This window comes from Stenotrophomonas sp. Steno-C15 (assembly GCF_056393265.1).
This window is the reverse complement of record NZ_JBWJPF010000003.1, coordinates 216,872-232,325: the sequence shown is the minus strand read 5'-3', so window position 1 is coordinate 232,325 and position 15,454 is coordinate 216,872. Positions and strand designations below refer to the sequence as shown.

Sequence of the window (15,454 nt, the reverse complement as noted above, 5' to 3'; positions counted from 1 at the left end):
GCCATCGCGCCGCCTTTCGAAAAATGACAACGCCCGCCACCACGGGGTGACGGGCGTCGCCAGTTCATCTACGACAGTGTGATGGCATTACTGCGTGGCGAGGATGGTCACCCCGCTGTAGGCGGCTTCACCCACCACCTTGACGTAGTACGTGCCGGCCACCGGCTTGTTGACGCGCACGGTTTCGGCGTTGCCCGCACGCGTGGACTTGGCGTCGTTGTCGCTCGCGCTGGGCTCGCGGCCCTGGGCCAGGTACACCGACACGTTGCCACTGCCACCGTAGGTGATCACGCTCAGCGATTTGCCCGCCACCGCTTCGAAGCTGTACAGGGCACTGCCGCCGGTCGCACCGGACAGGCCGCCGACAGCGACCTTGTTGGTCAGCGGTGTGGCTACCGGGCCGCAGTCCTCGGTGCACGGTTCCTCCAGCGCCTTGGCCAGTGCGGCCTTGGCGTCGACGATGCCGGTACCGATCGGGGTCGCCGACGGGATGGCCACCGGGAACGGGCGTGCGGTTTCCTTGAGCAGGGTACGCATGGCTGCCGGAGCCAGCGGCTCCTTGCCATCGGCGATCAACGCGCTCTGCACCAGTGCCGCCACCGCCGCGACGTGCGGCGAGGCCATCGAGGTACCGCCCATGCCCATGTAGCTGTAGCTGCCCGAATCCGGCGTGGTCGCCGCGTCGGAACCTGCCTGCCAGACATAGCCACCCGGATTCCCGTCCACGCTGCCACCACCACCGGGGCCGGAAAGATCGACGCGGGTGCCGTAGTTGGAGTAGTAGGTGATGCCGCCGGTGATGCGGGTGGCCCCCACCGTCACCACACCAGCGCAGCTGGCAGGACGGTAATTGGACGCGTTGTCGGTCTCGTTGCCGGCGGCCACCACGACCGTGGTGCCGCGCGAGATCGCGCCATTGATCGCATCCTGGTAGGTGCCATCGCAGCTGCCGCTGCCACCCAGGCTCATGTTGATGACTTCGGCCGGGTTGGTATTGGCCGGAATGCCGGTCACGGTGCCACCGGAGGCCCAGGTGATGGCGTCGGCGATGTCGGAGAGGTAGCCGCCACACTTGCCGAGTACGCGTACCGGCAGCACCTTGGCCTTGTGCGCGACGCCGGCCATGCCGACACCGTTGTTGGTCTGCTCGGCCACGGTGCCGGCGACGTGCGTGCCGTGCCAGGAGCTGTCTTCAGCCAGCGAACCGGTGTAGCACTCGTTGTCGTTCTCGACCCAGTCGCCATAGTCCTGTGCGCCCGGTACACGGTCGTCGGTAGCGCGACGTGAGGTCTCGGCATCGCTGATGAAGTCGTAGCCCTCCAGCAGGTTGCCGACCAGATCCGGGTGCTGCGGCAGGATGCCGGTGTCGAGCACCGCCACCACCACGCCTTCGCCCTGCGAAACATCCCAGGCCGCCGGCGCGTTGATGCCGCCGGTCGCGTTGTGCAGGTGCCACTGGTACTGCTGGTAGTACTGGTCGTTCGGCACCAGCGCCGGCTGCACATCGCCCGCACGCAGTTCGCTGCGGCGCAGCTTCACGTCGGCCTCGGCGTACTGCACCGCCGGATCAGCCTTCAGCTCCTTCAGCACGCGCTGCAGTTCAGCCGGGGCCAGACGGCCCTGCAGGCGGATCACATCGGCGCCGACGCCGAGCTTGCGCACGACCTGCGGGCCCAGGGTACTGGCGCGCGCAGTGCCGCCGGACAGGCTGGCGCGGGTCAGCGCCGACTGCACCGTGGACAGCTTGGCCGAACGATCCAGCGCAGCGGCCGTGCCGGCGCGGTACTTGACGATGATGCGGTCGGTGCCCGGCTGTGCGGTGCGCGCCTGGCGTGCCGGTTCCTGCGTCGGCAACCCGGCGGCATGGACGGCACCGACCGCGGTCATCGACAGCACGGCGGCGGCAAGCACGTTGATGCGAAGGTTCTGCTTCTTGATCACGTCGAAATTCCTCTTCTGGGTCATGGATCGAACCAACACTGCGGCCATCATTCCTTGACGACTCCCGGCCGGCCCAGCCGGGATTGCCGTGACCTCCCCCCAGGCCCTCGTTGCGGGTGTGGCGCCGGCGTGGGTGGCCGCCGGCGCGATGGAGTGGCTTACCAGCCGAAGCCGGCACCAACGCCGACCGAGCTGTCGTCGCTGCTGAAGGCTCCGCCGAAGGTGACCGTGGCGCGGTCGCTGATTGCACGCTGGTAACCCAGCGACAACGCCGACTCGCCGCCCTGGAAGCCGACACCGACGCCGACCCGGTTCTGGGTACGGATGCCGGCGGCGCTGGTGGCCATGTTGAGCATCGCCGCGCTCATCGCGCCCTGACGATCGATGCGACGGTCCATATGACGCAGGCGGCCATCGACTTCGCCCTTGAACACATCGAAGCTGTCGGTCACGGCCTTCACCTGGCCATCGGTGTAGCTGTTGGCCGTGGCGACACCACGGTCCAGCTGACCCTTGTTGACCGCGTCGGTGGCAGCGCTGCCGGCCGCGACATTGGTGACCTGGCGCTCGTTGCCTTCGCTGCCGACAGAGACGGTGTTGGCACGATCGGCAACCGAGCCCTGGCCCAGCGCCACGGCGTTGGCGGCCGTCGCACTGGCCCCCTGGCCGATGGCCGTGGACGACGCGCCGCTGGCAACGGCGCCCTCTCCCACGGTAACCGCGTTGAAACCCGCTGCCGGTGTGACGACCGGGATGCCCGAGCCCGCTGCGGCGGCGGTCGGCGCGCCCTGTACCCGGGCAGTGCTGGCAGTGGCCACGGTGGGGACAGCATCGGCGCTGGCCGTCTCCGCGGCCAGGCTGCCGGCGCCCCCCTCCAGCGGCGTGCTGGTCGAACGCAGGCTGGCGGTGCGGGAGCGGTTCGCCCCCCCGGTGCGCTGGTCGATCTCGCTGACCTTGCGGTCCAGTGCGCCGAGCGCATCGCCGACATTGCTGTAGCTGGCGCCCTGGATCACGTAGTTCGGCGCGACGAACACACCCTGCATGCCGACACTGGCGCCACCGCCGAGGAAGCTGGCGGCATCGCTGAGCGACTGGAACAGCTGGCCGCCATTGATCGCCTGGCGACTGCCTGCGGCGATGCTGCCGGCGCCGACATTGTCGATCGTGGTGCCCTCGATGCCGGCCAGGGTCAGCCGGTCGCGGCTGGCGTCGTCATAACCGACCGCATTGGCAGTGGACGTTTCCACGGTCGCGATACGCGAATCGAAATCGCCGACCCGGGTTTCCACCGCACCGACGCGCTGGTTGGTGACGTTGAGCTGCGAACCGGTGACCGCGTCGCTGCTGCCTGCGGCGATGCGACCGTCGGCGACGTTGACGATGCGGCGCGTCGCCGGACCATCGGTACCGTTGCCACCGCCGACGGACACCACATTGGCGTCCAGCGCGCGCGCGCCACTGCCCAGCGCCACCGAGTTCGCACCGGTCGCGCCGGCGTTGGCGCCGACGGCCAGCGCCGCATTGCCGATGGCGCTGGCACTGCTGCCCAGCGCATTGCTGCGGTTGCCGCTGGCACTGGCACCGGAACCGACGGCGACCGCGTTGCTGCCCGTGGCGCTGGCGGTCCCGGTACCGGTCGCACGGAAGTGGCGGCCGGTGGCATCGGCGGTGGCCGCCACCACATCCAGCTGGCCCTTGTTCACCGCATCGGTCGCCTGGGTACCGGCCGCGACATTGGTGACCTGGCGGTTGATCGCGCTGTGGGTAACGCCCGCCGCATCAACCCAGTCCTGCGCCGCACCGACCGATACCGCGTTGGCACGATCCGCCAGCGATCCGGCACCCAGCGCGACGCTGTTGTCGGCGGCCTTGGTCGTCCAGGTGTTGCTGCCCAGCACCGTGGCATTGGTTGCCTGCGCGTAACTGTTGTAGCCGACCACGGTGGCCCCGTCCTCGGTCGCCCACGCCTCGCTGCCGATGGCGGTAGTGTGCTGACCGCTGCCGACGCTGTTGGCATCCTGCCCGGCCAGTGCGTTGAAGCCCACCGCCACGCCATTGAGGCCGGTGGCCGCGTTGTTGCCGAGCGCGGTACCGTACTCACCGGCGCGTGCCTGTACGCCGAAACCCGCACCGGCGATCTGCGCGGTGGTGCCCTGGCCGACCGCCGTGGCGACGTCGGCCGCCTGCGCGCCACTGCCCAGGGCCGTGCCGAAGAAGCTGGACGTGGCACCCGCACCGTAGGCTGTGGACTGCCAGCCATTGGCATAGGCGAAGTTGCCGACCGCAGTCGCTTCGCGACCGTCGGCCGTGGCCCCGTAGCCGACGGCGGTAGCGGCCAGGCCGCTGGCCTGGGCGATGCCACCTACCGCAACGGCACCGATGCCCTCCGCTTCCGACTGCGCGCCCAGGGCGACGCTGGCCGGCCCGGCGCTGCTGCTCTGCGCACCGAGGGCGATCGCGCCGCCAGCGGTACTGCTGGCGCTGTTGCCGATGGCCACGCCATCCTCACCCGTCGCCACCGCGTTGAAGCCCACGGCAGCGGCATTGGCGGCGACCGCCGTCGCGCCACTGCCCAGTGCGGTGGCACCGTTGCCGATCGCGTTGGCCGCTTCGCCGGCGGCCAGCGCGTTGTCACCTTCCACATAGGCGCCGGCGTCGCTGTCGGCACTGCCACTGGCCTGGAAGTAGCGGCTGGTGTTCTCAGCTACCGACGCCACGGCGTCCAGCTGGTCCTTGTTGACCGCATCGGTGCCTTCGGTACCTGCGGCGACATGGGTGACCTGGCGTTCGCTGCCCGTGCTGCCAACCGCCACCGTGTTGTCGCGGTCTGCCTTCGATGCAGCACCGAGGGCGACGCTGTTGCTGCCGTTGGCGGTGGCATTGGCGCCCAGTGCGGTGGAATCAGCTGCGTCGGCCCACGAGTTCCAGCCGATGGCGGTGGCGTAGTCGTCGGTGGCCCATGCGCCCGCACCGAACGCCGCGGCGCCGTAGCCGCTGGCGCGGGCCGGGATCAGACCGAAGAAGGTGCTGCCGCCGATGGCGACGCTTTCATCGCCGCTGGCTTCACTGGACTGGCCCACCGCCACGGCTCCGGTACCAGCCGCGGCCGCACCGAAGCCGACGGCCGTGGTGTTGGCGCCGGTCGCGGCGGTGCCATAGCCGAGCGCGGTGCCGAGGCGACCCGTTGCCTCGCTGTAACCACCGACCGCCGTGGTGCCATCGGCCGACGCCGCGCTGCGGAAGCCGCTGGCCAGCGACTGCGCACCGCTGGCCAGCGCTTCCGAGCCGTTGGCGGTGCTGTACACCGCCGTGGCCTGTGCCCCCGCGCCGGTCGCCGTGCTGCCGATCTCGCTGGCAACCGCGCCGTTACCCAGCGCCGCACTGTTTTCACCGGTGGCCTGTGCGTTGCTGCCCACCGCTGCGGCATTGCTGCCGCTGGCCAGGCTGTCCAGGCCCACCGCGGTGGCACTGGCGGCGACCGCGGTCGCGCCACTGCCCAGTGCGGTGGCACCGTTGCCGATCGCGTTGGCCGCTTCGCCGGCCGCCAGCGCGTTGTCACCTTCCACGTAGGCGCCGGCATCGCTGTCGGCACTGCCACTGGCCTGGAAGTAGCGGCTGGTGCTCTCGGCCACCGACGCCACGGCGTCCAGCTGGTTCTTGTTGACCGCATCGGTGCCTTCGGTACCTGCCGCCACGTTGGTCACCTGGCGCTCGTTGCCGGCACTGCCCACGGCCACGCTGTTGGCGCGGTCGGCAACGGAACCCGCACCCAGTGCCACGCTGTTCGCAGCATTGGCGGTGGCGCTGGCACCGAGTGCGGTGGAATCGGCCGCGTCGGCCCACGAGTTCCAGCCGATGGCGGTGGCGTAGTCGTCGGTGGCCCATGCACCCGCACCGAACGCCGCGGCGCCGTAGCCGCTGGCGCGGGCCGGGATCAGACCGAAGAAGGTGCTGCCGCCGATGGCGACGCTTTCATCGCCGCTGGCTTCACTGGAATCACCCATGGCCACCGCGCTGGCGCCGCTGGCCGTTGCAAACACGCCCGTCGCAGTACTGTTGGCCCCGCTGGCGATCGTGCCGTAACCCAGTGCAGAACCGAGACGACCACTGGCTTCGCTGTAACCACCGACCGCCGTGGTGCCATCGGCCGACGCCGCGCTGCGGAAGCCGCTGGCCAGCGACTGCGCACCGCTGGCCAGCGCCTCCGAGCCATTGGCGGTGCTGTACACCGCCGTGGCCTGTGCGGCCGCGCCGGTCGCCGTGCTGCCGATCTCGCTGGCAACCGCACCGTTGCCCAGCGCCGCACTGTTTTCACCCGTGGCCTGTGCGTTGCTGCCCACCGCTGCGGCATTGCTGCCGCTGGCCAGGCTGTCCAGGCCTACGGCGGTGGCACTGGCGGCGACCGCCGTCGCACCACTGCCCAGTGCGGTGGCACCGTTGCCGATCGCGTTGGCCGCTTCGCCGGCGGCCAGCGCGTTGTCACCTTCAACGTAGGCGCCGGCGTCGCTGTCGGCACTGCCACTGGCCTGGAAGTAGCGGCTCGTGTTCTCGGCCACCGATGCCACGGCGTCCAGCTGATCCTTGTTGACCGCATCGGTGCCTTGGGTACCTGCCGCCACGTTGGTCACCTGGCGGGTGTTGCCACCACCACCGACCGATACCGTGTTGTCACGGTCTGCAATCGAATCGGCACCCAGCGCGACGCTGTTGGCGCCGCGCGACTCGGCCGCATTGCCGAGCGCGGTGCTGTTGATGCCCGGCGACCATGCGCCACCACCGACGGCCGTGGAGTAGTTGCCGGACGCCTCGGTGGCGAGAATGCCGAACAACGAGCCGCCGACAGCGACACTATTGGTACCGGTGGCCAAGCTGCCCTGACCGGTGGCCGTGCTGTAGTCGCCGGAGGCTTCCGAGTCGCCGCCCAGCGCCACGCTGTTGGAGCCGGAGGCATTGGCAAAATTGCCGAACGCGGTGGCGTTGAACGCCGAGGCGCTGGCGAAACCGCCGATGGCGGTGCTGTAGCCACCCGTGGCTTCCGCACCGATGCCGAATGCAGCCGAGGCCGTGCCGCTGGCCACGCTCTCGCTGCCGACCGCCGTGGCCGCTTCACCACTGGCGGTGCTGAAGTAGCCCACCGCCGTCGCCTCTTCTGCGGAGGCTTCGGACAGCACGCCGCTGGCGGTGCTGCCGGCGCCACTGGCGATCGAGGCAGCACCGAAGGCCGCGCTCTGTTCACCGCTGGCTTCGCTTTCCGCGCCATGCGCGGTGGCGTACTCGCCAGTCGCCTGTGCGTTGGCACCGATCGCGCTGGCGTTGGCCGCGGTGGCCACGGCATTGAAGCCCAGCGCCTGCGCGTTGTTGGCCAGTGCGTTGGCGCCGCTGCCCAGGGCGATGGCGCCGTCGCCGATGGCGTTGGATGCCTCGCCGGCAGCCAGTGCGTTGTCCCCTTCCACGTAAGCGCCAGCATCGCTGTCGGCACTGCCGCTGGCCTGGAAGTACTTGCCGGTGGTGGATGCTTCCGCCGCGACGGCATCCAGCTGTGCCTTGTTCACCGCATCGGTGGCCTGCGTACCTGCGGCCACGTGGGTCACCTGGCGCTCGTTGCCGGCAGCGCCAACCGCCACGCTGCGGTCACGATCAGCCACCGAGCCTGCACCCAACGCGACCGCGTTGCTGCCGCTGGCGTTGCTGCCGGCACCCAGCGCGATCGCGCTTTCACCGCCGGCCACCGTATTGGTGCCGATGGCGATGCTGTTGACCGTGTTGCCCAGCGCCTGGTAGCCCAACGCTACGCTGTAGTCGCCGTAGCCGAAGGCACCGCGGCCGACGGCGGTGGCGCTGGTGCCGTTGGCCCAGCTGTTGTAGCCGATGGAGGTGGCGCCACTGCCGCTGGCCCATGCTGCATTGCCGAAGGCGGATGCGTTGGTGGCGGTGGCCCATGCGCCCGAACCGAATGCGCTGGCGCCACTGGCGGTGGCCCAGCTGTAGCCGCCGACGGCGGTGCTGTCGTCGCTGCTGGCGAACGCACTGTCGCCCGCGGCGACCGCGTAGCTGCCGGTCGCACGCGACTTGCCACCGGCAGCCACGCTGTTGTCGCCGGTGGCCTTGGCCGCGCTGCCGAACGCATTGCCCGACGCACCCGTTGCCTGCGCACCATTGCCGACGGCGGTGGCATCGGCGCCGGCGGTGGTGCCGACACGTTCTGGTTGACCGTCATCGCCGATGATCGGCTGGTTGTACTGGTCGTAGGCCTGGCCCAGTCCACCGATGGCGACCCCGCCGTTGCCACTGGCACTGCTGTTGCGACCGATGGCGACGCTGTCATCGCCCACGGCGGAAGCACCCGCGCCCTGGGCGACGGCACCGGCGCCGATCGCGTTGCTGGACGAACCGGCGGCCACCGCACCCTCCCCCTCGGCAAACGCACCGGCATCGCTGCCGGCTTCCGGCTGGGCCTGGAAGTAATGGGCGGTGGTATCCGCGGTGCTGGCCACGGCGTCCAGCTGCGCCTTGTTCACTGCATCGGTGGCTTCACTGCCGGCAGCGACGCCGGTGATCTGCCGCTCGTTGCCGGCACTGCCCACGGCGACGCTGTTGTCACGGATGGCTTCAGAGTTCGCGCCCAGGGCGACACTGTTGGCGCCGCGCGCCGTGGCGTAGTAGCCGACCGCCGTGCTCTGCGCGCCGCTGGCCCAGGTCTGCGCGCCCAGCGCGCTGGCCCCTTCTCCGGGTGCGTAGGCGAAGTAGCCGATGGCCGTGGCTTCGGCGCCGGAGGCTTCGGTCAGGCTGCCGTTGGCCACGGTCCGGTCACCGCTGGCGATCGCGCCGGCACCCACAGCGGTGGCGGCTTCGCCGCTGGCCTGGGTCTGCACGAAGAAGCCCAGGCCGGGAATCAGGTCAGCCGGGCCACCCACGGCCACGCTGCTGGTGCCGGTCGCGTTGCTCTGGGTGCCGACTGCGGTGGCGTAGTCGCCGATGGCGTTGGCCACCGCGCCGAATGCGGAGGACTGCGCGCCGGCCGCATAGGCACCCACGCCATAGGCGGACGCAGCGAAGCCAGCCGCCTCTGCGCTGGCACCGACCGCAGTGCCGCCGACGCCGGCACTGGTCGCACCGGTCTCCACCGGCACGCCGCCGTTGGTGATGAGCGGATTGCCGTTCTCGTCCACGGCGGCGCCACCCACCGCGACGCTGCCAGGTCCTGCAGCCTGCGCGTTGTTGCCGAACGCGGCGCTGTTCTGTCCGGCGGCCAGGGCGTTGTTGCCGACCGCCGTGGCGTTCTGCGCGACCGCGGTGGCGCCGGCGCCGACTGCGGTGGTGCCATCGCCGAGCGCGTTGGCCGCTTCACCGGCAGCCAGCGCGTCATCGCCTGCGGCCAGCGCACCGGCGTCGCTGTTGCTGCTGCCGGTGGCCTGGAAACGCTTGGCCGTGGCATCGGCCACGGCCGCGACGTCCCGGAGTTGGCCGACATTGGCCGCATCGGTGTCTTCGGTACCCGCCGCGACACTGGTGATCTGCCGGGTCAGACCGTACTCGGCTGCGCCCACCGATACCGTATCGACCCGGTCGGCCAGCGAGCCGGCGCCCAGCGCCACACTGCCGGTGGCAACCGCTGCCGAGTTCGAACCCAGCGCGGTGCTGTATTCACCCACGGCGGTGCTGAACGCACCGACCGCGATCGATGCTTCATTGGCGGCCGTTGCGCCACGACCCACGGCGGTACTGCCCGGGCCCATGGCCACGGCTCCGCCACCGACCGCCGTTGCGCCGTCCGCACTGGCCTCGGACAACGCGCCCAGTGCGGTCGCTGCGCCGTTCTCGCTGGCCGCAACAGCGCTGGCACCGACGGCGGTATCTCCCAGTCCGAGCGCAACGGCACTCTGGCCGACGACGACGCTGGCATCGCCGATGGCCAGCGCGTTCTGGCCGAACGCACTGGCGCCCAGACCAGCGGCCACGGCCTGTGTGCCGACGGCCGTGGTGGCGTTGGCCAGCGACTGGCTGCCGCTGCCGACCGCAATCGCGCCCTGCCCTTCGATCTTCGCCGCGTCGCTGTCATCACCGGCGCCGTCGGCCTTGAAGTAGCGACTGCTCTGGGCTGTCGCTTCGGCCAACGCCGCCTGCGTGGCCCGCGCCTGTGCATCCAGCTGTGCCTTGTTCACCGCATCGGTTGCCTCGGTGCCAGCGGCGACGTGGGTCACCTGCCGTTCCTTGCCCGCATCACCGACGGCAACGGTATTGGCACGCGTTGCTTTCGAGCCGGCGCCCAGCGCCACGCTGTTGGCACCGGTTGCACGGCTGCCGGTGCCCACGGCGACCGCATTGGTGCCGGTGGCCGAAGCGCTGCCATCCACCAGGCACTTGTCGACGATCGAGCTGTTGAGCACCACGCAGTTGGCGTTGCCGCCGATCTCCACCGACTGTGCAGAGGCGACGCCGGTCATGCCCAATCCCAGTGCCAGCGCCAGTGCGGCAGCCAGTACAAAGGGCCTGGCCTGTGTCGCATCGCGGCGTTGGTCGACGACCCCGCCGCAACTGTCGGACGAGGCCAGTTCCGAGGCCACGACCAACTGACCCAGTGCTTTGTTCCAGACCTTGCGATAAATCCGATTCATCGGTACGGCTCCTGATTGGACTGGTTTTGGGCAAAGCAACGCCACCGCCGGACCTTCTGGTCCAACGTCCCCTGGGGGCGTTTATTCGCGTGATTTACTGCGGGGTATTGCCGAACGGCGCGCAGCGAAAGAAAACCGAGCGCATGCGCCAAGCGGTTACTGCGGGATGAATGGTTCTGAAACGGGGTTCAAGTGTTAACGGCAACTTTCCATATCGTCAAGACTTTGACACAGCAAATCACATTGCCGTGAAGCAGTTCACTCTTTCACGCGTTTATCAACCGATTTTGTTAGTTGCACGTGACGATTGTCTGGCGCATGGAAATGCATGTAACTCATGGTGGCGACAGGAGTTTCATCCGCGCAAAGAAAAACCCGCCGGCAACGCGGCGGGTTTTTCCATACGCATCGGCATCGACGCCTGCGCGAAGCGGTGCGCGATCAGCCGCACCACACCCGGGCATTGCGGAACATCCGCATCCACGGTGAATCACCCTGCCACTCGGCCGGCGCCCAGCTCAGATTGAGTGCGCGCGGGGTGCGTTCCGGATGCGGCATCATGATGGTGACGCGGCCGTCCGTGCTGGTCAGGCCAGTGATGCCATCCGGTGAGCCGTTCGGATTGAGCGGATACTGCTGGGCGATGGCACCGTTGCCATCGATGTAGCGCAGCGACACGCGCGCAGCGGCCTGGTCGACGGCGTTGTCGAACACCGCCTGGCCTTCGCCGTGCGCCACCGCCACCTGCAGGCGGGAACCGGCCATGCCACGCAGCAGGATCGACGGCGATTCCACTACTTCCAGCAGTGCGGTGCGGGCCTCGAACTGCTCGCTGGCATTGCGGCGGAACTGCGGCCAGTGTTCGGCGCCGGGGATGATGTCCTTCAGCTGGCTCATCATCTGGCAACCGTTGCATACGCCAAGGGCAAAGCTGTCCTGGCGCTCGAAGAACGCGGCAAAGGCATCGCGCAGCGCGCTGCGTTCCAGGATCGAGGTCGCCCAGCCACGGCCGGCACCCAGCACATCGCCGTAGCTGAAGCCGCCACAGGCGACCAGGCCGGTGAAGTCCTGCAGGGCCACGCGGCCCTCGATCAGGTCGCTCATGTGCACGTCGAACGCGCGGAAGCCTGCACGTTCGAAGGCGTTGGCCATCTCGATCTGGCCGTTGACGCCCTGTTCGCGCAGTACCGCCACGCGCGGACGCGCACCGGTGCTGATGAACGGCGCCGCCACATCCTCGTTGAGGTCGAAGCTCAGCTTCGGCTTCAGGCCCGGTGCGTTGAACGCGCGGGCGACATCGCGCTCGGCATCGGCGCTGGCCGGATTGTCGCGACGCTTCTGCATGGCATGGGTGACCGACCACCACGCATCGAACAGCTGCTCCCAGCGCCACTCGGCCAGGTTCTCGCCTGCCAGCGATACGCGCACCACCGGTGCGGTGGTCGGCCTGGCGATGCGCTGCGCGCATTCGGTAAGGGCGTGGCGCTCGACCAGGTCGGCAAAAGCGGCGCGATCTTCGCGGGCAATCTGCACCACCGCACCCAGTTCCTCATTGAACAGGCTGCGGAACGGGTCATCGCCCCACGCGTCGAGGGCGATATCCAGGCCCAGGCGCGAGGTAAACGCCATTTCGCACAGCGCGGCGAACGCGCCGCCGTCGCTGCGGTCATGGTACGCACGCAGCAGGCCGGACTGGCGCGCATCCCGGATCAGTTCGAAGAAGGCACGCAGGCGCTGCGGGTCGTCCAGGTCCGGCGCGGCACCGGCGAAGGCCGGCAGTTCGCTGTGGTCGGCGTGCACCTGCGCCAGGATCGAGCCGCCCAGGCGCTGCTTGCCGGCACCGAGACCGATCAGCCACAGCTCGCTGTCGACGTCGCGATCAAGCAGAGGCGTCAGCTGCTGGCGCACATCGGCAACCGGCGCGAACGCCGAGATCACCAGCGACACCGGCGACACGCTCTTGTGTGCCTCGCCCTGGTCATGCCACTGCGCCTGCATGGACAGCGAGTCCTTGCCGACCGGGATGCTGATGTCCAGCTGCGGGCACAGTTCCATGCCCACGGCCTTCACTGCGTCGTACAGCAGCGCGTCTTCGCCCGGATGGCCGGCAGCAGCCATCCAGTTCGCCGACAGCTTGATGCCATCCAGCGCATCCACCGGGGCCGCGCACAGGTTGGTCAGCGCTTCGCCCACGGCCATGCGCGCCGACGCCGCGGCGTCGAGCAGGGCCAGCGGCGTGCGCTCGCCGATCGACATCGCCTCACCGGCCACGCCATCGAAATCAGCCAGGGTGATGGCCACGTCGGCCACCGGCAGCTGCCACGGGCCGACCATCTGCTCGCGGGCGGTCAGGCCGCCGACGCTGCGGTCACCGATGGTGACCAGGAAGTTCTTCGAGGCGACGGTCGGGTGCGCCAGCACGCGCAGGCCGGCTTCCTGCAGATCCAGGCCACCGGTCTTCAGCGCCGGCCAGCGCGGTGCCGGCGGGTGCGCCGTGTCGCGGTGCATTTTCGGCGGCTTGCCGAACAGCACGTCCATCGGCAGGTCGATCGGTGCGTCGGCGGGAACATGGCCCGGCACCGCGCCGTACGCCACCACCAGATGCTCCTCGGCGGTCGCCACGCCCACGGCGGCGAACGGGCAGCGCTCGCGCGCGCACAGCGCGGCAAACTCGGCCAGTCGCTCCTGCGCGACGCCAAGCACGTAGCGCTCCTGCGATTCGTTGCACCACAGCTGCATCGGCGACAACGACGGATCGTCGGTGGGCACCTTGCCCAGGTCGATGATGCCGCCCACGTTCGAATCGTGCAGCAGCTCGGGAATCGCGTTGGACAGACCACCGGCACCGACGTCATGGAAGAACTTGATCGGGTTGTCGGCACCCATCGCCACGCAGCGGTCGATGACTTCCTGGCAGCGGCGCTCCATCTCCGGGTTGTCGCGCTGCACGCTGGCGAAATCCAGGTCTTCGGCGCTTTCACCGGAGGCCACCGAGCTGGCCGCACCGCCACCCAGGCCGATCAGCATCGCCGGACCGCCGAGCACGATGACCGCATCACCGGCCTGCAGCGGGATCTTGTCGACCTGGATACGGTCGATCGCACCGAGGCCGCCGGCCAGCATGATCGGCTTGTCGTACGCACGGACCAGGTCAGCGCCTTCAGGCAGCTCGAAGCTGCGGAAGTAACCGAGCAGGTTCGGGCGGCCGAACTCATTGTTGAACGCAGCGCCGCCGAGCGGGCCGTCGGTCATGATCTCCAGCGCCGGCGCCATCCGCGGATTCAGCGCGCGCGGCGCTTCCCACGGCTGCGGCAGCTCGGGGATGCGCAGGTGCGAGACCGAGAAGCCGGTCAGGCCGGCCTTCGGCTTGCCGCCGCGGCCGGTTGCGCCTTCGTCGCGGATTTCGCCACCGGCACCGGTGGAAGCCCCCGGGAAGGGCGCGATCGCGGTCGGGTGATTGTGGGTTTCAACCTTGATCTGGAAGGCGCTGGGCACCTGCGGCTCGCGGCGGTACTCGCCACTGGCCGGATCCGGACGGTAACGCGACGCCGGATGGCCTTCGATCACCGCAGCGTTGTCGCTGTACGCGCTCAGGGTGTGCTGCGGCGTCTGCTGGTGGGTGTTCTTGATCATGCGGAACAGCGAGCGTTCCTGCGCCTGCCCGTCGATGGTCCAGCTGGCGTTGAAGATCTTGTGCCGGCAGTGTTCGGAATTGGCCTGCGCGAACATCATCAGTTCCACGTCAGACGGGGAGCGCCCCAGTGCGGTGAAGCGCTCGCGCAGGTAGTCGATCTCGTCCTGGGCCATGGCCAGGCCAAGGCGCTGGTTGGCGGCTTCCAGCTGCGCCACAGGAACGCGCTCCAGTTCACCGCGGGCCGGCGCCGAGAACAGGGCCTGGCCCTGCTCGACGTGGTCCAGCACCGACTGCGTCATCGGGTCGTGCAGCACCTTCACCAGCGACTGCTGGGTGGCGGCATCGTCCGGCCAGCCCAGCACGTCGATACGCAGGCCGCGCTCGACCCGGCTGACCGGCTGACCGGCCCCGCGGACCAGTTCGGTGGCCTTGCTCGACCACGGCGACAACGTTCCCAGACGCGGCACCACGATGCGGCTGACGGCCCCTTCGGCGACCGTCCCGGCCTGCGGCTGTGCTTCCAGGATGCGGCACAGGGTGGCCTGATCGGGCACGGCCGAGCCTTCCGGCTGCACGAAGTAGACGTGCCAGGCACCACTGATGCGCAGGGAGGGAGCGATGGACTGCAGGCGGGATTCAAGACGTTCGCGGCGGAACGGCGACAGGGCGGGCGCGCCCTCGAGGACCATCATGTCCGGGGAACCGTAGTTGGGAAACGGGCCCGATATTGTACCGGAAGCGGGGGATGGGCTTGGGCCGGGCTGCGCCCGGCACCCGCCGAAGCAACGGCCGAAGCAACAGCAACGTCAAAAGCCGGTTTCCTGCAGGTTGGCGGGGTGGGTCCGGTGGCGGGGGACGCCGTGAACCCATCCCTGGGGGCTTGGCCGCGGCATCCATGCGGCGGACCCCCCCGCCACCGGACCCACCCCGCCTTCGACGGATCTCCGCGATCTGTATTCGGTCCACGCCATGCGCGGATGCTCCGCGGCAGTGCCGGCCGAATGAAGAGCGAAGCGACCGGCTCTTGCTTTTGATTTTGTTCTGTCTTTCGTGGCTGGCAGCCGCAGGAACCTGTCCGTGGCCGGGTGGGTGGGCTGCGCAGGGGCGTAAGCGCCATGGATGGCGCGCCCGAGCCTACAGGGACGTATTCACGGCGTCCCCTGCGCAGCCCACCCACCCGGCCAACCCCCACAAATCCGCTGTAAGCGACCAACCCCCCAGCCACGAAGGGGCTCCGCCGCTGGCCGCCGACCGCGCGCCAGCG

The 15,454-nt window shown here is 69.4% G+C and carries 3 protein-coding genes; all 3 read right to left on the bottom strand.

Features of this window, described 5'->3' with window-relative positions; translation table 11 throughout:
* Positions 1–87: 87 nt before the first annotated feature.
* The gene (locus tag AC06FB_RS04540; RefSeq protein ID WP_065182835.1) at positions 88–1,941 is read right to left on the bottom strand and encodes a S8 family peptidase; all 1,854 of its coding nucleotides are present in this window, start codon (positions 1,939–1,941) and stop codon (positions 88–90) included.
* 158 nt (positions 1,942–2,099) lie between these two features.
* The gene (locus AC06FB_RS04535) at positions 2,100–10,556 is read right to left on the bottom strand and encodes an ESPR-type extended signal peptide-containing protein (RefSeq protein WP_478053425.1); all 8,457 of its coding nucleotides are present in this window, start codon (positions 10,554–10,556) and stop codon (positions 2,100–2,102) included.
* Positions 10,557–10,997: 441 nt separating this feature from the next.
* Positions 10,998–14,882 carry a phosphoribosylformylglycinamidine synthase gene (purL, locus tag AC06FB_RS04530; protein ID WP_263177266.1) on the bottom strand — a complete coding sequence of 1,295 codons (3,885 nt, stop codon included), beginning with the start codon at positions 14,880–14,882 and terminating at the stop codon, positions 10,998–11,000.
* Between the last annotated feature and the right edge of the window lie 572 nt (positions 14,883–15,454).

Excerpts from the sequence above, each read along its gene's own strand:
- AC06FB_RS04535 (WP_478053425.1), bottom strand. The coding sequence starts at position 10,556 with ATGAATCGGATTTATCGCAAGGTCTGGAACAAAGCACTGGGTCAGTTG.
- purL (WP_263177266.1), bottom strand. The coding sequence starts at position 14,882 with ATGATGGTCCTCGAGGGCGCGCCCGCCCTGTCGCCGTTCCGCCGCGAA.